The organism is Sphingobacterium mizutaii, assembly GCF_900187125.1.
In the GTDB taxonomy this organism is placed as follows: domain Bacteria; phylum Bacteroidota; class Bacteroidia; order Sphingobacteriales; family Sphingobacteriaceae; genus Sphingobacterium; species Sphingobacterium mizutaii.
The window spans coordinates 4,458,099-4,478,122 of sequence record NZ_LT906468.1; the positions used below are offsets into that span (position 1 = coordinate 4,458,099).

Consider the following 20,024-nt stretch of genomic DNA (forward strand, 5'->3'; position numbering starts at 1 on the left):
TATTTCCTATTTTTGGACATGCTACATATCAAGACTTTTGTATTCAATCCATACCAGGAAAATACCTATTTAATCTATGATGAGGCCAAAAACTGTATCATAATAGATCCCGGAATGCACAATTATCAAGAAGAAAACCATCTGAAAGATTATATTGAAAACAATGGCCTAAAACCCCTCCACCTTATCAACACCCATGGCCATATCGATCATGTGCTAGGGAACAAGTTTGTTTCGGAGACCTATGACCTAATCCCCCAATTCCATGAAGGCGAGCTTCCCTTGGTGATACAGGTTCAAAACTATGCTCCGCAAATGGGGATCCGATACGATCCCTCACCCATCCCTGAAACATTTTTACAGGAGGATGATACCATAAAAATTGGCGATGAGGAATTATCATTGATCTTAGCCCCCGGTCATTCACCGGCGCATCTTTGTTTATACAGTAAAGAACATAACTTCTTGATCGGAGGAGATGTCCTTTTCAAGAACAGCATCGGTCGCACTGATCTTCCTGGAGGCAACCATCAGCAACTTTTGAACAGTATAGCCAGCAGAATATATACACTGCCGGAGGAAACGGTCGTATATCCTGGTCATGGACCAAGCACCACTGTAGGAGAAGAAAAAAAGTCGAATCCATTTATCAGGGCCTAAAAAAATGAAGCTCCCAATATTCTTTGCAAAACGGTATCTTTTTTCGAAAAAGTCGGTAAATGCGATCAACATTATTTCATCGATCAGCATGATCGGGGTATTGGTCAGCACGGCTGCTTTGGTGATAGTTTTATCCTTTTACAATGGATTGGAACGTTTTATCCTTTCACAATACAGTACTTTTTCACCAGAATACAGAATAGAACCAGCTTCAGGAAAGGTGTTCTCCACAAATAGCGAGGCCTTTAAAAAACTTCGCGAATTGCCAGAAATATCCTCATATAGCGAAGTATTAGAGGACAAGGTCCTCGCAGAATATAACCAGCAACAGTTCATCGGTCGTTTAAAGGGCATTGAACCTAATAGCCTCCATCAAATCGCCAATGAAGACATGCTTTTGGAGGGAAAGCTAGAAGTGAAGGAAGACAGTGCCAACTATGCCATCTTGGGCACTACAGTACAGGCAAACCTCCAAGTTCCATTACAAGGTGGTGAAAACCAGATTTTTCTCAATATTCCCGACAAAAAAGCTTCACCGAATAACATCAACCCTCTAGAGGATATCAGAACGAGGGCAATTAAACCAAATGCAATCCTAGGGTACCAACCAGGTTTCGAGGATCTGATCATTGTACCCATAGACTTTGCAAAAGATCTCTTGAATGAGCATGAAGGCATATCAGCGATCGAACTATATGGCAAAAACGACAACTCCACGAGCTTACAAAAAGAAATCCAGGCATTATTGGGAAAGGATTTTCAAGTAAAAAACAGGGAACAGCAGAACCCTACCCTTTACAAAACCGTAAGGTCCGAAAAATGGATCGTGTTCTTTATCGTCACGATCATAGGCATAATCGCTATATTCAATATCATCGGATCCCTGACCATGTTGGTGATCGACAAGAAACAGGACATGGTGGTATTAAATAGCTTAGGCGCTAGCAATAACCTCATCCAGAACATCTTCTATTACCAAGGTATCCTCATTGCATTGATAGGGAGCGTTACGGGCGCATTCTTGGGATTAATGTTTTGTTTGCTACAAGACCATTTCGGATTTGTAAGCACCAGCGAGGGATCATTATTTGACGCCTACCCTGTAGACATCCGTTATATGGATTTGGTGTTGATCTTTATTACGGTGATGGCGGTTTCAACCCTAGTATCCTATATGGCTTCTCGGCTAAACATTAGAGGTATCAATAAGCGCGGCGCTTTAGAATCCAATTAGAATTTAGTATTTCAGACGCTGTCTACTATAATCTCCACGCTTGATCTGGTTGATCAATTGACCCCAAGCGAATGGATTCAACAGCGGATTAGCCATATTTTGGTTAATGGCTTTATTGGACATATTGATATGCCTTTGAAAGTTATTATAGGTCTGGATTTCTTCAGCACTCCTTGGCACAATCTTGGAAAGGGAAGCCAAAGCTTGAGGAGAAAGGTTCCTTTTGGCGGTCATTACATCATCACCACTGATATCAAGGGCCAGAAACTCCATATTAAATTCTTCGATACTTGCCCAAGGCAATGGAGGACCAACGGTTACCATCGGCAGTTCCTCTACGGTAGGGGTCAATTCAATTTTGGCGGTATATTTATCCCCATCCACATCAGGAATGGTAATTCGCACAGAGCGATATCCGATGGAAGAAAACACGATCTCATCACCGGTATGCCCTACAAAGGAGAAGTACCCTTCATGATTTGCCGAATAGCCATCATTACCATAACTTTCATTTCGTATTGTCACAAAAGGAACGGCGATATCAGTCCCCTCGGCTAAAATATACCCAGAAACCTGTACTATTTTTTTGTTCTGAGCTTGGAGGCTCAAAACAAATGCCGATAGTATAGCAAGCAAGATATATTTTTGTAGGAATTTCATTTAGCAACAAAACTAGGGAAAATCACACGTAAGATGCTGTTAAATAGTGTTAACAGTATCTAATATTTTCATTACAATTGGTTGGGGTTTATCGCATTGGGATCATCCATATCCGTAATATTGATTGCTTCGACGGCTACAATCTCCGGAACAGCCTTTTTAATCGCTTGTTCTAAACCTGCTTTAAAAGTCATGATACTCATCGAGCAATTTGCGCAAGTCCCCAACAGTTTAAGCTTCACAACGTTGTCCGGCGTAATTTCCTCAATAGAAACGTTACCTCCATCAGTCTGTAAATAAGGTCTGATGGAATCCAATGCTTGCTCTACTCTCTCAAATAAGGTCATTTTAAATCCTGATAAAATATATTAAACGTAAATATAGTTATTATTTTATTCATTTGTGACATAGCTGATACTAATTCAACATTCATTTGACTTAAGAAAAAACCCCGAAATTAGCCTCAATACGTTCAATATCAGCAAAATCAGCGGCTTTAAGTTAAAGTTTGTTAAAACCAAGTTTATCCAAGGATTAGCTAATTGAAATCAAGTATTTTCGCGTATCATTAAATAATTGAAAATTAGTATTAATTCACGTATCTTTGTGGGATGTTTTTAAAGAATCATGTATTTAGCCTAATTGTCGGCTTGTTTCTTTTATTGGGCTTGGGTAGTTGTAAGAGTAAATTCGAAAAACTACGCGCAAGCAATAACGTACAAATGAAGTATCAGGAGGCTGTAAAGTACTACGAAAAAGAGAAGTACTCCAAGGCCTTAACCTTATTTCAAGATCTGTTGGCAAAGTACCGCGGTACAGCAGATGCCGAGGATCTAAACTATTATACTGCCTTTGCTGCTTATCGATTGAAAGATTATATCTCAGCAAGATTTCACTTTAAAAACTTTGCAGATAATTATCCCAACAGCCCTAGAGCTGAGGAGTGTAGGTTTATGTCTGCCTATTGTTATTACCTGGATTCTCCACGTTCAAATTTAGACCAAGACAATACCCGTAAGGCAATTGATCAACTTCAATTGTTCGTGAATTTGTACCCGGAGTCCGAAAGGTCAAAAGAAGCAGGAGATCTGATCCAAAACCTTCGTGATAAATTAGAGAAAAAAGCATTTGACAACGCCAAGTTGTACTACAACATGGGCTTGCCAGATGATTACCGTGCAGCAGTAATCGCTTTGGAGAATGTATTGAAAGTATATCCAGACACGAAGCATGCGGAAGACATCGAATATCTATTAGTAAAATCGCAATACTTATTCGCCGATAATTCTTACCCACACCGTCAAGAAGAAAGGTTCAATCAGATGATTGATTACTACGACAGTTTTATTGAGCATTACCCAGAAAGCAAATACAGCAATGAGTTGAATGGCCTTCGCGGAAGTGCAGACAGAAAGATTGCTTCTGCCTTGAAAATCATGGCTAATGACGAAAAGCTAAGAAAACAACGTGAGGAAGATCTAGGGATTTCCACCCCGAATGGTATTCCAATCGAAAACGAGAACAACAATCAACAATAATCTTTAGTACATCCATTTTTATTTATATATGAACCAGAATAAAAATACAGTTCCAAATTCAACAGTAACTCGCGATTTAAGAGAGTTAGACCAAACTACTGATAACTTATACGAATCTATCGTTGTCATCAGCAAGCGTGCTAATCAGATCGCTGTAGATATGAAAGAGGAGTTAAACCAAAAGTTGTCAGAATTTGCTAGCAGCAATGACAACTTAGAGGAAGTGTTCGAAAATCGTGAGCAAATTGAAATCTCTAAGCACTACGAAAGATTGCCAAAACCAACTTTAGTAGCTATAGACGAGTTCTTGCACGAGAAAGTATACTTCAGAAACCCTACAAAAGAACAAGAGTAAGATATTTACCATGTCTTTAAGAGACAAACATATTGTAATTGGTATAAGCGGCAGCATCGCCGCTTATAAGATTGCAACATTGGTAAGATTACTGAGAAAAGCAGAAGCCTCCGTTCAGGTTATCATGACCCAGGAAGCGACTCAATTCATTACTCCGCTTACTCTTTCTACCCTTTCCAACAAACCCGTTTTCGTCGATTATTTCGACAAAAAAACAGGGGAATGGAATAACCATGTCCATATTTCCCAATCGGCAGACCTGATCTTAATTGCTCCGGCCACAGCCAATACCTTGGCAAAATGTGCCCAAGGGATCTGTGACAACCTCTTACAAGCAGTCTATCTCTCTGCAAAGAGTGAGGTTTTCTTGGCTCCAGCAATGGATTTGGATATGTGGGTCCACCCTTCTGTCAAAAACAACATCCAGCTGCTACAATCCTACGGGAATGTGATCATTCCTCCGGGTAAAGGAGAATTGGCAAGCGGACTTGTTGGCGAGGGCCGGTTGGCAGAACCTGAAGAAATCTTCCAGTTCATCCAGGAACATTTCGAATCCAATAAACCTCTTTCCGGGAAGAAAGCACTAGTCTCCGCAGGTCCAACCTACGAGGCTATCGATCCTGTTCGTTTCATTGGCAATCATTCCAGTGGAAAAATGGGTTATGCCATTGCAAGGGAGCTCAGCAAACTTGGTGCTGAAGTAACCTTAATCAGCGGACCAACCGCATTAAGCACGCCAGAAGGCGTAAAAAGGATCAATGTACAGTCTGCAGCTGAGATGCTTAATGAATGCAACAACTATTTTGAGCAAGCAGACATTACCGTCATGAGTGCTGCCGTTGCTGATTATGCCCCAACGGAAGTTGCCGCTCAGAAGATCAAGAAAAAGACGGAAGATTTCAGCATTTCACTTCAGAAAACCACGGATATACTAGCTACTCTGGGTGCAAAAAAGAGAGAACAGCAAACACTGGTTGGATTTGCCCTAGAAACCAATAATGAGCTAGAAAATGCGATCGATAAGCTAAAGAGAAAAAATCTGGATTTTATCGTGCTCAATTCCATGCAGGACAAAGGAGCCGGTTTTGCTCATGACACCAATAAGATAACGGTCATCAATAAAAAAGAAGAGATCTTGTCCTTTGATATAAAGAGTAAAGAAGAAGTGGCAAAGGACATTTGCACTTTGATCCTGGAATACCAGAATCGATAAATTATAGATTCGCTATCCTTACCTCCCTTGGATAGTAGTTATTGATCCGGTTTCCCAAAACCTTCACCCAACCTAAAGAAACACCTTCATAATTGACCAAACACCAGCCTTTTTCCATACCAGTGAATAATTCCAGATCCAACTGCTCCTTTCTCAAAAAATCCTGGGCATCAGCTAAAGTGAGTTCCACAGCAGATAGATTTTTATCTCTGTAAACACTCAAAGCCAGATCATGGGATGGAACAAGTTCCTTTCCAAGCCATTTCCCGACCATCGTTCCAGCATTTTTCAGGTATAATACCTGCTGCAGGGCCTTTATGCTTGCTTCTAGATCCTGGGGGAATATGTGGACATTATCGTTATGCAATAGTGTGGAAAGCCCCTTGTTATTTTCTATCCAACCTTGCAGGCAGTCTTTAGCAATTGGAGACTTCTCCAGTTTCATTTTTTTGGTCGAAAAAGTAGGCTGAATATTCTTGACTTGAAGGATCCCTATGAAAAACCCTTCTCCTTTGGTTTTATGCGGATAGAATCGGTAACCTGTGGCTTTGGCCCTCTCAGATTTGGTAACTTCTATTCCCCAAGATTGATCAATCGGAACTTCGATGCTATCTAGATTATACTCTTCGATCAGCCAATCCAAAATATCCTCATTCTCCTCCGAAGAATACGAGCAAGTGGAATACAGCAGGTATCCATGGCTGCTCAAGCAGGATATTACTTCCGACAGGATGCGTTGTTGCCTTTCACTGCAAAGCTTTACGTTCGCTTCAGACCACGCATCAATACTATCTTCGTCCTTACGGAACATCCCTGAACCCGAACATGGCGCATCTACAACCAAAAGGTCAAAAAACCCAGGCAATCTCCGGAAAGCAGTGGGATCATTATTCGTCACCACGACATTTGGGTATCCCCAGCGCATCAAGTTTTCCTGAAGAATTATGGATCTGCTCTTAATGATTTCATTTGATACCAATAAGCTATTTGGACTTATCTGATCATTGATCAAGGTAGATTTCCCTCCTGGAGCTGCACATAGATCTAAGGCCTTGATATCCCTTTCCCTAAGTTTTAGTTCCTTCAAAATATAACTGACAAACATAGATGATGCTTCCTGCACATAATAACAGCCCGCGTGAAATAAGGGATCTAAGGTAAATTTTGGACGATCATTCAGATAATACCCATTTTCACACCAGTGGATCCGGTCGGCAAGTTCAAAGTCTAATTCTGTTGGTTTTTTTGGATTTAGGCGTATGGAGGTGAGTTTTTCTCCGCTTTCATGGGCTGCTTTAAAGGCTTCTTCGTCAAAAAGTGGATCTATACCCAGTCTTTTAATTAGGGAATTGGGGAGAATATTACTCATATATTGCTAATAAATCTATGTAAATTTACAGGAATTATTTTTTTCCTTTAATATTTAGAATGAAAGAATTTAAAAAATATTATATCATACCTGCTACACCTGAGGAACTTTACAGAGCATTGACGACTGAAATAACCATCAGATTATGGACCGGCGACCTTGTAGAAATCGATCCAGTGCCTAATGGAGAGTTTTCCATGTGGGACGGGGCCATACAAGGAAAGTTCTTGGAACTGGAAGAGTTCGGAAAAATAGTCCAGGAATGGTATTTCGGTGAGCAGAACGAACCTTCAATCGTGACCCTTAAGCTCCATGAACATAAAAGGGGAACTTCATTAGAGGTAAGGCAATGCAACATTCCCGACGAGGCATTTGATGACATAGTTGACGGATGGGATGATACGTATATCTCATCATTGATTGAATTTTACGAAGAAGAGGATTAAATTCAAGAAATTCATGGATTTATGTAGACATCCATACCCTTCTCACCAAAATTCTCAAAAATTCAAAACATAACTATCCAATATCTTGGCTCATCCGACAGGAGTTTGATTGAATAGGAGTAAACTGCATGAACATGAATACCTCTGCCATCAAAGTACTGGAAATTTATCCAGAACGTTTTCCCATATTGTACAGAAAATCTAGGATTCAACTTCTTGCATGACTATTTTCAAAAACCGGGGCGGATTTTGGGAATTTTTTCATCAGAAAGCACATTTGTTTGAATCAAAACACATAAATAAAAGAACATGTAACAAACTACAAACCAGCACTTAACATATTTTTTTTAACAAATCTTAATAATATTTACTTATTTTTGTATCAGATCCTCATGCTTTCACCTTCTGATGAAAAATAGATTATTTGTACAATTTATTAGCTTTATAATGCTGACCTCCTTGATTTTCTTGGGGGTGCATTCTTATTTTGAACAAAATCAAAAGTTGGATCATTTTGAACTTGTGGATCAGCCGACAGAAGAGGATGAATGCTTAAAAAAATACATTGAGGATGATTTTTTCCCCTTAAAAGAAGTGGATTTCCATATCCCAATTCAGGCTCTCAGTGTCCTGTTTCCCAATCCTACCGAGAGACTGCCCATTATATCCCATTTTCGCCACTATCCACCTCCTAACGAGCCTACATAAATCCGCCGTTCCCAGATCCCCCTAGGACACCCATCAATTTGAAGGTGTCTTTATCCATAAATTTTATTATTTAACAATCATGAAATCAATCATATTCATTGTATCAGGTTTCGCACTTACTTCACTGTTTTCAGCAAACATAGTTAAAGCGCAACAAATCAATCCCGACGAGTTAAAAACCAATATCAGCAAGGTTACCCACGGTCTAAGCACAATCAAACAGCTTGAACCTATCAGCTTTCATTACGACAGTAATAAGGCAAGGGGACTGGGAAATCGATTACCGACAGGCAATCAACTTGGCTTCTTAACTCCCAAACTAAGCGCTAATAGCCAAGTAATTATCAAAACGGACGCGTACATTACTAGTACGGGTAAGAATTCAAGCAAAGTTAATAAGGTGGCCGAGGTTGATAAAACCGCGCTAATACCTCTTCTTGTTGCAGCCATACAAGAACAACAGGCCCAAATCGAAACATTGCAAAAAGAACTCCTGGAGTTAAGGGCGCAAAAGGAAAAAACAGAATAAACAACAAGAGAGTTCCACGCAAGGCCTGGGACTCTTTGTTTATGGAATCAATTATTTATTATATCCTATTCGTGTTTAAAAGGCATATACAAAGGCAATCGATGCCTGTGATGCTTGTTTGCTGGGACTAATTCCGTCCGATTTCAAGAATCCTGAGGCATCGTCATTATCCAATCGAAGCTCGGGTATCAAAGTGAATCCCTTATGCCTAAACTGGCCGGATAAGGTAAACGAAGTCACAGAACCTCGAGTTACACCTTCAATATCCTTATCCTTAAAATATTCTCCCCTTATCCCTACGGCGATATTTTCAGTGACATTATATTTAGGATACAGGGCAACTCCCTGATAACCGCCACCTTTCCTAAATGAATAATCGGCAGCATTTAATGCAAGGTCAAATTTATCAGAGACCGAATAGATGGCAACAAGATCTATCAATGTTCCTGAGCTGTAACTCTCTTTACCTCCATCAGAACTTCCTGTAAGGAAGTTGACATAAGCTGATAATCCCTCTGTGGGGTTAACATTCAACTGCGCCCCGAAATGGGATACCCCGTTTAGATCCCTATACACATTCCAATCATTAAATAAACCTACCATAGCGGATACCTTTTCAGAAAACTCATAATTTGCCTTTATTCCCGCATTTTGAAAAGGACCAGCTCCAAAAAGGTAAGAAGTCGAATAATGGAAATTGGAGGCCGGCGAAATCACTTCGTAACCGACGAAGGTCCCCATAAACCCAGCAGTCATACTGAACTGCTCGGTAAAACTGTAGCTTGCATATAAATTCTGGATATGAAAGGAATTCGAAGAATTCGCTTCGTTCCCATCTCCATTTGCAATACTTAGATATTGTCCGCGCGGCCCAAATGCTACCTCTCCAACAAAAGAGGCTTTACCAAGCGCTTTCTTCAGTCCGATTCCGATCATCCCCAATGAAATGGAATTCTGATCGTTAGCAAAATAGGTTTTAATATTCTCTTGTCTGGAAAAATCATATTTCCAATATGCATCAGCATATCCGCTTATCTGTAGAGCGTCGGTATCTTGACAAAAAACCAAATTTATAGTGAATAATGCTGCAATTGATAGAAATATTTTAGTCATAATCTGTTTTTATTAAGGGTTAAGTCTTTTTTTAGGACAAAATCTTTTAATACTCAACCAAAATGACACAAATTAAGACCAGAGATATGCTAATATTGAAAACTTGAAAACAAAAACAATTAAAACATATCATTTTAATTGTTATCAAATGATTTATCTATCAATGTTACAAAATTTTATTTTAAATTTTAAAATTTTTTAAACGAAAAAATAATAAAACATGGTTTTAGGACATAATTGTCAATCAGAAATTCAAATTTTCCTTCTTTTTATACGCAACAGATTGCAAACCAGTTGTTATTGTCAAATTTTATTACAAATATTACAGTGAAAACAAAAAAAAAGCATTCATTCATCACAAATAAGGACCAAAGAGAATTTAAACCAAAAACAAACCATCAATATCACAAAAAAAACTTCCGGTTAGATTAGTTTTAAAAAAAAAACGCCTAATGGAACAAAAAAACAAACTAAACAATGGAAATTTGATAAAAAAATAAAAAAAACAACAAGCGAAATATTAATCTAGAGTAGGACATAAGGGATTAACTCCCTTACTGGACTCTCAAACCACTTTATGTACCTCTCTTTATAAAGCTGTTTGCAAAATAACTTTTTTTGATGAGTGGTTCTCCAATAGTAATTGTACGCAAAAGACCTAGATAATCGATCTTCAGAAAATAGCTGTTGGTTAGGGTTATTTGAAGGTTAGCGCTTGTCCCGGCCGACTATAGGACTATCGGGTGTTGGTATGCTGATATGCTAGTTGGTTTTTGGTACCTAACCTTAACAGCTGCCGTAATCGGCTGTCCGTTGTTTTCCAAGGTTCCACAGAATCACACGTAATCGATGCTTTATGTTCAAGCTCCTATATGTCCGATTTTGTTTGGAAATGGTAAAGTAGTCAACCAAACCTTTAATGACCAAACCAATCCAGGTAAGAATTCTTGGCTGTGAATAGGGCTGGTTTGGTAGTCAGCATACATATTTCAGAGCGTATGCGCATCAAGCGTTTCCCACTGACTTTTTATATCTGCCAGACATTCCTTGATTAGTAGTGGCTGAAAACTAATAGTTTGCTCTGCGCAGGTTACTGGTCCTGCTCTTTTCATGCAATGGAGGCCTTCGGTTTGTGTTGTAACCTAATCAACCTACGTCCGGCCTTATATGTAATTCCTTTTCATCAGTCCGTAGATTTGCCGAGGGATTCCTTCAGTTCCCCCTAAAGTATGATACCCTTGCCATATTCTAACAATTCCAATGCTAGGTCGTGTTCGACTTCCTTTCAACAGTAATTGCCCATGCTGGGCACACAACAAAAAAGCCACGCATTTGCGCAGCTTTTATATATTGAGTATTGATAAACCACTATTTCTGTCTTTCTAGGAATGACACCAATGAAGCAAATTCTTCCATTGTCAATGAATTGGCCAAACCTGCCGGCATCATTGAGGTAGGCATTTCTTTTCTGCTAGCCACATTGCTTTTGTTGATCGTATTTACATTCCCTGCAATATCCCTCAACACCAGCTTGCTTGCCGTTTCTTGCGTTACAAATCCCATGAAATTCTTTTTATCCTTAGTCGTTACCAGGACAGTGGAGAATCCTTGGGAAATGGAAGCATTTGGTCTCAAGATTGATTCTGCGATCTGCTCACGGTTCATGATACCACCAATCTGACCCATAAACGGTCCTTTCATGGCCTCACCTTTATTGATACTGTGGCAAGCATGGCAACCTTGCTTATTAAACAAAGCTTTTCCTTTTGTAGGATCTCCTTTTACTTTACGCAATGCTATCATTACTTCCTCAATAGAAGTCTTACCTACTTGTCCTTTTTGGTTCTTGATTTTCTCTAAATCGACTTTTTTCTCAGCTGGCTGTTTCTCAGCTAAAGCTTTTGGTTCCGCCACATCAAATGCAGCAATCTCCATCCTGAATTTTTCGTTCAGATCAGCAAAATATTGCTTCTTCGCAGTACCACTTTTTGCTCCTTCAGCAACCAAGAATTTCTCGATCACAGGCGAAGACGCCCAATCAATGGCCTTATAGTATGGACCATGTGAATCTGGACGAGTTCCCCACCACCAAGACGCATCATAATCAGCTTCTTTCTTATATAAACGGGCAAGGGTAACCAAGATCTTTTCTTTCAATTTCTGATCCTTGGTCTTTCCATATGCCGCGATCAATCCATCCACAGCTCTTGGATCATGCATATAGCGCAAAGCCCATAAAGCTAGATCAGGACTTTCGGTACTCAAAAAGCCAACGGCAGGATTTACAGCATTTAGGCGAACCAATGCCTTTACTGCCAAATGAGGAACGATTAAGGCTGAATTAGGGACATCATGTGGTCCTTCCTTACCTTTAGCCGGCGCCACAAACGATGCTGGCACAGCCACTTGGAGCAATGAATTAGCTACTTCCGGACGACCCAATCTACCTAATGAAACAGCCGAAACCGCTTGAACGCGCACTGATGGATCTTTCAGACCTTCCACAAATGGATCGGTAGGCACTTGGTCAACTGTAGCCAAACGATCGGTCAAGGCACGGTAGGCAAATTCACGTACAGCTGGTTCTTTACCAAGATCCAATAGAGCCGAAACCCCTTTGCCCTTAGCGATCTGCGCATAGGTATAGATACCAGCCACTCGGGTACTCAATGGCAAATTCTTGTCTTGAGCAGTTTCCAATGCCGCTGCAGCAGCCTCATCTGAAGCTCTAGCAACTAATTCCTGAGAAGCATACAATCGAGTCGTAGAACTACCCGATTTCAACAGCCCCTTTAAATCAGCTACTGAGGCATTCTTGATTTCAGGAAATGCCTTATAAGACCAGCCTTGAGGTACCACGCGAACGATATAGCCTTTATCGGGATTACCGGAATAACCAGCACCATCCCAAGCTGATAAATATAATCTACCCGAACCATCCACATCCACATCGGTGATTTGAGGCAATTTGATAAATTCTTCTTCTTTCTGTTTGAAACTTGGTCCATCTGGCGTTACATGGTGCATATATAGGAAGTTTCTTCCCCAGTCTGCCATCATCGGAACCTTATTATATTTTTCAGGCCATGTATCCTCGTCCATGTACAAGGAACCTGTACCCGATCCACCACCTAACATGGCAAGTGCAGGAATGACCTCTTCGGTAAAGTTTTGGAACAATAAAGGGTATCCATACTCACCAGATTGAATCTGATGCGAAAAACGGATATCCCATCCGCCACCATCATTGGTGTTATCCCTGGTGAAGATATTCATATACGGATCGATTGCCACATCATAGATATTACGCAATCCATGGGTATAGAGTTCCATTTCGGTACCATCAGGGCGAACCCTCAATACACCACCACCCAGGTTGGTCAATTTCTTGCCATCTGCACCTGTAGCATTATGGAATCCAAAATCTCCAACTGCGATATAGATCCAGCCGTCGATTCCCATCCTAATCCCATTGGTAGCATGGTCCGTACCACGCTCTTGAATATATTTGGCATTACTTAAGCCATTGATCAGTACTTTAGGATCACCATCGGCCACACCATCATGATTCTTGTCTTCAAAAACCACTAGGTCCATACCTGTTGCAATCCCTGATTTAGAATCAAAGGTTGTGTGCAGCACAAATACTTGGTCACCTAGGACAAAGATTCCCCTTGGGTTATCCACGCGGGCAAAATCTGTATGCTTGTCCATGCTGCCGTTATTATCTGAATCCACAAAGCGACGGATAAAGCCTTTGCCCATATCCTTGCCCAGAGACCCGATCATATCCACACCAACATAGACCTCACCCGTAGGAGCTACGGCAAGACAAGCAGGCGAAGGCGTTAAATCCGGACCGGTAAATTCGGTCATGATCAAATCGGATGGCGCACCAGACATTGTTTTTAAAGTATCCTGTCCTTTCTGGATACGGTACTGATAAGAAAAATTGTTTTGAGTTTGAGGTAGTTTAGGGTTCTCATTAAAATTGGGGAAGCCCAACATTAATGGAAGGAGAAAAAATAAATTAAATGTTCTTTTCATTACCAATGATAAATATAGATTGATTGTAATAGCGAAAAACGAAATTAGTTCCAAAAAATGGAAGCCAGATCATATTAATACGCAGGTTTAAGTAAGATTTTAATAAAGTTAACTGGTATTAGAGCATATATTAGATGATTCCTATTTCACAATTCACACTTGGTTAAAATTATAGTACAATAAAAATGCGAATAAAATTTCAAATGAACTAATTCGATTTTAACTATGTGTGATTTGATATTATTAGGAATGGGGTTGGAGGGAAAGGAAGGTTGGTGTTTGAACCAGGATGGATGGGATGGGAGGATTAGCCAAGATCTGGGAAGGGACCAGGATGGGAGTTCGACTCCGCTCACCCGACGGGATGGGAGGATGGACCAGGACCGCCGTTCCGCCTGAAAGTCCCCCATTCCGTAGGGGCGGATCGCATCCGCCCGCTGCCGTGCACCGGACCTGCCTGCTCCCTTACCGCTTTCCCAATGTCCCCTAAAAACAGAAAGCCCGCTGTCTGTTGACAGCGGGCTCCCGTATAAAATTAGGCACCGACCTACTCTCCCACCTGTTACGGCAATACCATCGGCTCTGGCGGGCTTAACTTCTCTGTTCGGAATGGGAAGAGGTGGACACCGCCGATATAGGCACCTGAATACCTTTTTGTACACGCCCCATGTTAGGGGACAGCACATTGACATGTTATTGGAAGAAAAGATCAGAAAAAGAGAGAGGACAACAGGTCTATCCGCATTGGAAAGCTTCGGGCTATTAGTACCACTCGGCTTTGGTCTCTCAACCTTTACACCTGTGGCCTATCGACGTCGTAATCTCCGACGACCCTTGTGAGGAAGTCTCATCTCGTGGCTAGTTTCGCACTTAGATGCTTTCAGCGCTTATCTATCCCGGACGTAGCTACCCTGCCGTACACCTGGCGGCATAACAGGTTCACCAGCGGTCCGTCCAACCCGGTCCTCTCGTACTAAGGTCAGATCCACTCAAACTTCCAGCGCCCACAACAGATAGGGACCGAACTGTCTCGCGACGTTCTGAACCCAGCTCGCGTGCCACTTTAATGGGCGAACAGCCCAACCCTTGGGACCTTCTCCAGCCCCAGGATGTGACGAGCCGACATCGAGGTGCCAAACCTCCCCGTCGATATGAGCTCTTGGGGGAGATCAGCCTGTTATCCCCAGAGTACCTTTTATCCTTTGAGCGATGGCCCTTCCATACAGAACCACCGGATCACTATGTCCGTCTTTCGACCCTGGTCGACTTGTAGGTCTCACAGTCAAGCAAGCTTATGCCATTGCACTCCACGTACGGTTACCAAGCGTACTGAGCTTACCTTTGAAAGCCTCCGTTACCTTTTTGGAGGCGACCACCCCAGTCAAACTACCCACCAAACAATGTCTCCCGCAGTGCGGGATTAGAAACCGGATACAGAAAGGGCGGTATTTCAAGGTCGTATCCGCGATTCCTGGCGAAACCGCTTCAATTACTCCCGCCTATCCTACACATCCTGTACCCAATTCCAATGTTAAGCTATAGTGAAGGTTCATGGGGTCTTTCCGTCCCGTTGCGGGTAACCGGCGTCTTCACCGATACCACAATTTCACCGAGCTCATGGCTGAGACAGCGCCCAGATCGTTACACCATTCGTGCAGGTCGGAACTTACCCGACAAGGAATTTCGCTACCTTAGGACCGTTATAGTTACGGCCGCCGTTTACTGGGGCTTCGATTCAATGCTTCTCCTTGCGGATGACATCCCCTCTTAACCTTCCAGCACCGGGCAGGTGTCAGGCCTTATACCTCATCTTTCGATTTCGCAAAGCCATATGTTTTTGCTAAACAGTCGCCTGGGCCTTTTCACTGCGGCTTCTCCATCGCTGGAGGAAGCGCCCCTTCTCCCGAAGTTACAGGGCCATTTTGCCGAGTTCCTTAGCCATGATTCACTCGAGCACCTTAGGATCCTCTCCTCGACCACCTGTGTCGGTTTGCGGTACGGGTCTTGATGGCCTGGAGCTTAGCGGGTTTTCTTGGAAGTCTGCTTACCTGCGCTATCAGCGCCCCCGAGGGTTTGCTGTACTATCGGGCTTCGGCTGTACCGGCGGATTTGCCTACCGGTCCAATACCTTTGCCCTTCAACGAACTATTCCGTCAGTTCGCGGCAGTGTCACTACTCCGTCACCACATCGCAGCCATCAACAGTACGGGAATATTAACCCGTTGGCCATCGGCTGCCTCCTTTCGGATGCGCCTTAGGTCCCGACTGACCCTGATCCGATTAGCGTTGATCAGGAAACCTTGGTCTTTCGGTGGGCGGGTTTCTCACCCGCCTTATCGTTACTTATGCCTACATTTGCTTTTCCATCAGGTCCACCACGGGTCGCCCCGCGGATTCGCCCCCGATGGAATGCTCCCCTACCAGTGCAATAAATTGCAATCCATAGCTTCGGTACCGTTCTTGATGCCCGTTTATTATCCACGCCCGGCCGCTCGACTAGTGAGCTGTTACGCACTCTTTAAATGAATGGCTGCTTCCAAGCCAACATCCTAGCTGTCTGGGCAACCGGACCTCGTTAGTTCAACTTAGAACGGATTTGGGGACCTTAGCTGATGGTCTGGGTTCTTTCCCTCTCGGCCTTGGACCTTAGCACCCAAAGCCTCACTGCCGGCCATATCTAGCAGCATTCGGAGTTCGTCTGGATTTGGTAGGATTTGACTCCCCCGCACCCAATCGGTAGCTCTACCTCTGCTAGACTCCATGCCGACGCTGTTCCTAAAAACATTTCGGGGAGTACGAGCTATTTCCCAGTTTGATTGGCCTTTCACCCCTACCCTCAGGTCATCCGGAAACTTTTCAACGTTTATCGGTTCGGTCCTCCAGTACGTGTTACCGCACCTTCAACCTGCCCAAGGGTAGATCACAAGGTTTCGCGTCTACCTCGTCCGACTGTGCGCCCTGTTCAGACTCGCTTTCGCTTCGGCTCCTGGCCTTAAGCCATTAACCTTGCCGGACAAGAGTAACTCGTAGGCTCATTATGCAAAAGGCACGCCGTCACGGAATCGCTCCGCTCCGACCGCTTGTAAGCACACGGTTTCAGGTTCTTTTCACTCCCCTGTTCGGGGTTCTTTTCACCTTTCCCTCACGGTACTGGTCCACTATCGGTCTCTCAGGAGTATTTAGCCTTGCCAGATGGTGCTGGCGGATTCCCACAGGATTTCTCCGGTCCCGCGGTACTCAGGATACCACTATGCCTGTATTCTTTGCCTGTACGGGGCTCTCACCCTTATCGCGCAGTTTCCCACCTGCTTCCAGTTCATAGCACAGTACAATGCCGTGGTCCTACAACCCCGCCCATGCCTTGACATGGACGGTTTGGGCTCTTTCCCGTTCGCTCGCCACTACTTGGGAAATCATTGTTATTTTCTCCTCCTACGCCTACTTAGATGTTTCAGTTCAGCGCGTTCGCTTCATTTGATGGCATGTCTTCAACATGCCGGGTTGCCCCATTCGGAAATCCACGGATCGAGTCGCATTTGCCGATCCCCGTGGCTTATCGCAGCTTATCACGTCCTTCATCGCCTCTGAGAGCCTAGGCATCCCCCGTGTGCCCTTGTTTACTTTCTTCACGCTACCACCCCTTTTGCAAAGTGGTAGGTTGCTTTTTGGTCCCATACATAAAGTATGGAGCCTCTGTTGTCTTCTCTTGTTAATCTCTTTTCTTCCAATATGTCAAAGAACTCTTTATCCGGGTATCTAGTAGATAGTATTTAGTAGTTAGTAATTAGACCCTTGCGGGCTAACGTTCGCCATACCATCTGGACCCAGATCTGTGGAGAATAACGGATTCGAACCGTTGACCCCCTGCGTGCAAGGCAGGTGCTCTAGCCAGCTGAGCTAATCCCCCGTGTGTGGTAGTCCCGAGCAGATTTGAACTGCTGACCCCTACATTATCAGTGTAGTGCTCTAACCAACTGAGCTACGGGACTAGCTTATCTCTCTCATCTCTCGGTGTCACCGTTCGTCGGGCAGCATCGGTGTCTAGATACTAAATACTAGATACTGGATACTCCCCCACAGGGTGGGCACTTTCTTCTGAATGTCTTTTTTTTCTGTATAGATCATGTATGTGGCGCAGCTCCCCCGGAGCGGGCTCTAGAAAGGAGGTATTCCAGCCGCACCTTCCGGTACGGCTACCTTGTTACGACTTAGCCCCAATTACCGGTTTTACCCTAACACGCTCCTTGCGGTTACATGCTTTAGGTACCCCCAGCTTTCATGGCTTGACGGGCGGTGTGTACAAGGCCCGGGAACGTATTCACCGCGTCATTGCTGATACGCGATTACTAGCGAATCCAACTTCACGGGGTCGAGTTGCAGACCCCGATCCGAACTGTGAATGGCTTTTCGAGATTGGCACCACATTGCTGTGTAGCTGCCCGCTGTACCATCCATTGTAGCACGTGTGTAGCCCCGGACGTAAGGGCCATGATGACTTGACGTCGTCCCCGCCTTCCTCTCTGCTTGCGCAGGCAGTCTGTTTAGAGTCCCCACCTTGACGTGCTGGCAACTAAACATAGGGGTTGCGCTCGTTGCGGGACTTAACCCAACACCTCACGGCACGAGCTGACGACAGCCATGCAGCACCTAGTTTCCTGTCCCGAAGGACGGGCGCGTCTCTGCGCCCTTCAGTAACTTTCAAGCCCGGGTAAGGTTCCTCGCGTATCATCGAATTAAACCACATGCTCCTCCGCTTGTGCGGGCCCCCGTCAATTCCTTTGAGTTTCACCCTTGCGGGCGTACTCCCCAGGTGGATGACTTAACGCTTTCGCTTGGACGCTTACGGTATATCGCAAACATCGAGTCATCATCGTTTAGGGCGTGGACTACCAGGGTATCTAATCCTGTTCGATCCCCACGCTTTCGTGCATCAGCGTCAATAACGGCTTAGACAGCTGCCTTCGCAATCGGTGTTCTGAGACATATCTATGCATTTCACCGCTACTTGTCTCATTCCGCCGTCTTCAACCGCATTCAAGCACTTCAGTATCAAGGGCACTGCGACAGTTGAGCTGCCGTCTTTCACCCCTGACTTAAAGTGCCGCCTACGCACCCTTTAAACCCAATAAATCCGGATAACGCTCGGATCCTCCGTATTACCGCGGCTGCTGGCACGGAGTTAGCCGATCCTTATTCTTTAGGTACATTCAGCCCGCTACACGTAGCGGGGTTTATTCCCTAACAAAAGCAGTTTACAACCCATAGGGCAGTCGTCCTGCACGCGGCATGGCTGGTTCAGGGTTGCCCCCATTGACCAATATTCCTTACTGCTGCCTCCCGTAGGAGTCTGGTCCGTGTCTCAGTACCAGTGTGGGGGATTCTCCTCTCAGAGCCCCTAGACATCGTCGCCTTGGTGGGCCGTTACCCCACCAACTAGCTAATGTCACGCGAGCCCATCCATATCCTATGAATATTTGACTACCTCCCGATGCCGGAAAGCAGTGTCATGCGGTGTTAATCCGGATTTCTCCGGGCTATCCCCCTGATATGGGCAGGTTGCTCACGCGTTACGCACCCGTGCGCCACTCTCACCACCGGTAGCAAGCTACCGATGGATCCCGTCCGACTTGCATGTATTAGGCCTGCCGCTAGCGTTCATCCTGAGCCAGGATCAAACTCTCCATTGTAAAATGAAGTGTAAGACCAAGACTATTTATAATAAATAGAATCGTTGTCTTAATAAAATGTTTTCCTCCCGCTCCGGGATACCTGAATTGATTTTGTAAATCTTGTTCAGCTACCGTACTCTCGTACGGGTCGCTGCGCTACATGATCATTTAAAGAACTTATCGCGCCTGGGCATCTCGCTTCGGCTTTTCTATGTTGTGTCCCCTCCATAAAGGAAGGTCGCAATCTGTCATTTTTTTCCGCTCCGGACATCGCGTCCGTCGCTGTTTCCCTTGGTTGGGACTGCAAAGGTAGGAACCTTTTTCGAAACCGCAAAATCTTTTTTAAAATATTTTTTGAGGCCCTTTTTCGGTGGCGTCCGTTCCGCGATTTCCCGCTTCCCTTGGCCGTTTTCCTATCTTTATGTCAGTGGCCCTGCGGCCGTCCCTCCCTTGCGGAGTGGTGCAAAGATAGGGACAAAATAC

At 43.8% G+C, this 20,024-nt stretch carries 13 protein-coding genes, 2 tRNA genes and 3 rRNA genes; 8 read left to right on the plus strand and 10 right to left on the minus strand.

The genetic code is table 11. From position 1 onward, the window contains the following. Positions 1–18 precede the first annotated feature (18 nt). Together CKW03_RS19305 and CKW03_RS19310 are read left to right on the plus strand one after the other, a co-directional pair. Positions 19–660, plus strand: a complete 642-nt coding sequence (locus CKW03_RS19305) for an MBL fold metallo-hydrolase (protein WP_093099641.1) — start codon at positions 19–21, stop codon at positions 658–660. Positions 661–664: 4 nt separating this feature from the next. Next, positions 665–1,894, plus strand: a complete 1,230-nt coding sequence (locus tag CKW03_RS19310) for an ABC transporter permease (RefSeq protein ID WP_093099643.1) — start codon at positions 665–667, stop codon at positions 1,892–1,894. A 3-nt stretch (positions 1,895–1,897) separates the two neighbouring features. Here CKW03_RS19310 and CKW03_RS19315 read toward each other — a convergent pair whose 3' ends face one another. Both CKW03_RS19315 and CKW03_RS19320 read right to left on the minus strand, forming a co-directional pair. Next, positions 1,898–2,554, minus strand: coding sequence for a peptidase associated/transthyretin-like domain-containing protein (locus CKW03_RS19315; protein ID WP_093099645.1), 657 nt, complete (start codon positions 2,552–2,554; stop codon positions 1,898–1,900). 71 nt (positions 2,555–2,625) lie between these two features. Next, a complete protein-coding gene (locus CKW03_RS19320) occupies positions 2,626–2,901 on the minus strand; it encodes a NifU family protein (RefSeq protein ID WP_093099647.1) in 276 nt (91 codons plus the stop codon). 264 nt (positions 2,902–3,165) lie between these two features. Between CKW03_RS19320 and CKW03_RS19325 the strand changes: the two genes are divergently transcribed. From CKW03_RS19325 to coaBC, 3 genes are read left to right on the plus strand one after another with little or no spacing between them, the layout of a single operon-like run. Then, positions 3,166–4,092 carry an outer membrane protein assembly factor BamD gene (locus CKW03_RS19325; RefSeq protein WP_093099649.1) on the plus strand — a complete coding sequence of 309 codons (927 nt, stop codon included), beginning with the start codon at positions 3,166–3,168 and terminating at the stop codon, positions 4,090–4,092. A 28-nt stretch (positions 4,093–4,120) separates the two neighbouring features. Beyond that, the gene (locus CKW03_RS19330) at positions 4,121–4,447 is read left to right on the plus strand and encodes a DNA-directed RNA polymerase subunit omega (RefSeq protein ID WP_093099651.1); all 327 of its coding nucleotides are present in this window, start codon (positions 4,121–4,123) and stop codon (positions 4,445–4,447) included. A gap of 10 nt (positions 4,448–4,457) precedes the next feature. Beyond that, positions 4,458–5,660, plus strand: coding sequence for a bifunctional phosphopantothenoylcysteine decarboxylase/phosphopantothenate--cysteine ligase CoaBC (gene coaBC, locus CKW03_RS19335; protein WP_093099652.1), 1,203 nt, complete (start codon positions 4,458–4,460; stop codon positions 5,658–5,660). Position 5,661: 1 nt separating this feature from the next. Here coaBC and CKW03_RS19340 read toward each other — a convergent pair whose 3' ends face one another. Continuing rightward, positions 5,662–7,029, minus strand: a complete 1,368-nt coding sequence (locus CKW03_RS19340) for a methyltransferase RsmF C-terminal domain-like protein (protein ID WP_093099653.1) — start codon at positions 7,027–7,029, stop codon at positions 5,662–5,664. Positions 7,030–7,088: 59 nt separating this feature from the next. Here CKW03_RS19340 and CKW03_RS19345 point away from each other — a divergent pair, with 59 nt between their 5' ends. The 3 genes from CKW03_RS19345 to CKW03_RS19355 all read left to right on the plus strand — a co-directional run bounded on the left by CKW03_RS19345 (position 7,089) and on the right by CKW03_RS19355 (position 8,712). Continuing rightward, a complete protein-coding gene (locus CKW03_RS19345) occupies positions 7,089–7,475 on the plus strand; it encodes an SRPBCC domain-containing protein (protein ID WP_093099655.1) in 387 nt (128 codons plus the stop codon). Between the two features lie 408 nt (positions 7,476–7,883). Next, the gene (locus CKW03_RS19350; RefSeq protein WP_139185501.1) at positions 7,884–8,183 is read left to right on the plus strand and encodes a hypothetical protein; all 300 of its coding nucleotides are present in this window, start codon (positions 7,884–7,886) and stop codon (positions 8,181–8,183) included. Positions 8,184–8,262: 79 nt separating this feature from the next. Then, positions 8,263–8,712 carry a tail fiber domain-containing protein gene (locus CKW03_RS19355; protein ID WP_093099658.1) on the plus strand — a complete coding sequence of 150 codons (450 nt, stop codon included), beginning with the start codon at positions 8,263–8,265 and terminating at the stop codon, positions 8,710–8,712. Positions 8,713–8,787: 75 nt separating this feature from the next. On the opposite strand, the gene CKW03_RS19360 is transcribed toward CKW03_RS19355, so the two are convergent. The 7 genes from CKW03_RS19360 to CKW03_RS19390 form a co-directional block, all read right to left on the minus strand. Then, positions 8,788–9,825 carry an outer membrane beta-barrel protein gene (locus CKW03_RS19360; protein ID WP_093099660.1) on the minus strand — a complete coding sequence of 346 codons (1,038 nt, stop codon included), beginning with the start codon at positions 9,823–9,825 and terminating at the stop codon, positions 8,788–8,790. Positions 9,826–11,193: 1,368 nt separating this feature from the next. Further along, the gene (locus CKW03_RS19365) at positions 11,194–13,872 is read right to left on the minus strand and encodes a DUF7133 domain-containing protein (RefSeq protein ID WP_093099664.1); all 2,679 of its coding nucleotides are present in this window, start codon (positions 13,870–13,872) and stop codon (positions 11,194–11,196) included. 534 nt (positions 13,873–14,406) lie between these two features. After that, positions 14,407–14,518 (minus strand): 5S ribosomal RNA (rrf, locus tag CKW03_RS19370). Positions 14,519–14,615: 97 nt separating this feature from the next. Further along, positions 14,616–17,499: ribosomal RNA gene (locus CKW03_RS19375) — 23S ribosomal RNA — on the minus strand. Positions 17,500–17,705: 206 nt separating this feature from the next. Further along, positions 17,706–17,779: transfer RNA gene (locus CKW03_RS19380), tRNA-Ala, on the minus strand. Positions 17,780–17,784: 5 nt separating this feature from the next. Continuing rightward, positions 17,785–17,861: transfer RNA gene (locus tag CKW03_RS19385), tRNA-Ile, on the minus strand. Positions 17,862–18,031: 170 nt separating this feature from the next. Further along, positions 18,032–19,559 (minus strand): 16S ribosomal RNA (locus CKW03_RS19390). Together the 16S, 23S and 5S rRNA genes with 2 tRNA genes alongside form the textbook arrangement of a ribosomal RNA operon. Positions 19,560–20,024: the final 465 nt, after the last annotated feature.

Excerpts from the sequence above, each read along its gene's own strand:
- CKW03_RS19305 (WP_093099641.1), top strand. The coding sequence starts at position 19 with ATGCTACATATCAAGACTTTTGTATTCAATCCATACCAGGAAAATACC.
- CKW03_RS19310 (WP_093099643.1), top strand. The coding sequence starts at position 665 with ATGAAGCTCCCAATATTCTTTGCAAAACGGTATCTTTTTTCGAAAAAG.
- CKW03_RS19315 (WP_093099645.1), bottom strand. The coding sequence starts at position 2,554 with ATGAAATTCCTACAAAAATATATCTTGCTTGCTATACTATCGGCATTT.
- CKW03_RS19320 (WP_093099647.1), bottom strand. The coding sequence starts at position 2,901 with ATGACCTTATTTGAGAGAGTAGAGCAAGCATTGGATTCCATCAGACCT.
- CKW03_RS19325 (WP_093099649.1), top strand. The coding sequence starts at position 3,166 with ATGTTTTTAAAGAATCATGTATTTAGCCTAATTGTCGGCTTGTTTCTT.
- CKW03_RS19330 (WP_093099651.1), top strand. The coding sequence starts at position 4,121 with ATGAACCAGAATAAAAATACAGTTCCAAATTCAACAGTAACTCGCGAT.
- coaBC (WP_093099652.1), top strand. The coding sequence starts at position 4,458 with ATGTCTTTAAGAGACAAACATATTGTAATTGGTATAAGCGGCAGCATC.
- CKW03_RS19340 (WP_093099653.1), bottom strand. The coding sequence starts at position 7,029 with ATGAGTAATATTCTCCCCAATTCCCTAATTAAAAGACTGGGTATAGAT.
- CKW03_RS19345 (WP_093099655.1), top strand. The coding sequence starts at position 7,089 with ATGAAAGAATTTAAAAAATATTATATCATACCTGCTACACCTGAGGAA.
- CKW03_RS19350 (WP_139185501.1), top strand. The coding sequence starts at position 7,884 with ATGAAAAATAGATTATTTGTACAATTTATTAGCTTTATAATGCTGACC.
- CKW03_RS19355 (WP_093099658.1), top strand. The coding sequence starts at position 8,263 with ATGAAATCAATCATATTCATTGTATCAGGTTTCGCACTTACTTCACTG.
- CKW03_RS19360 (WP_093099660.1), bottom strand. The coding sequence starts at position 9,825 with ATGACTAAAATATTTCTATCAATTGCAGCATTATTCACTATAAATTTG.
- CKW03_RS19365 (WP_093099664.1), bottom strand. The coding sequence starts at position 13,872 with ATGAAAAGAACATTTAATTTATTTTTTCTCCTTCCATTAATGTTGGGC.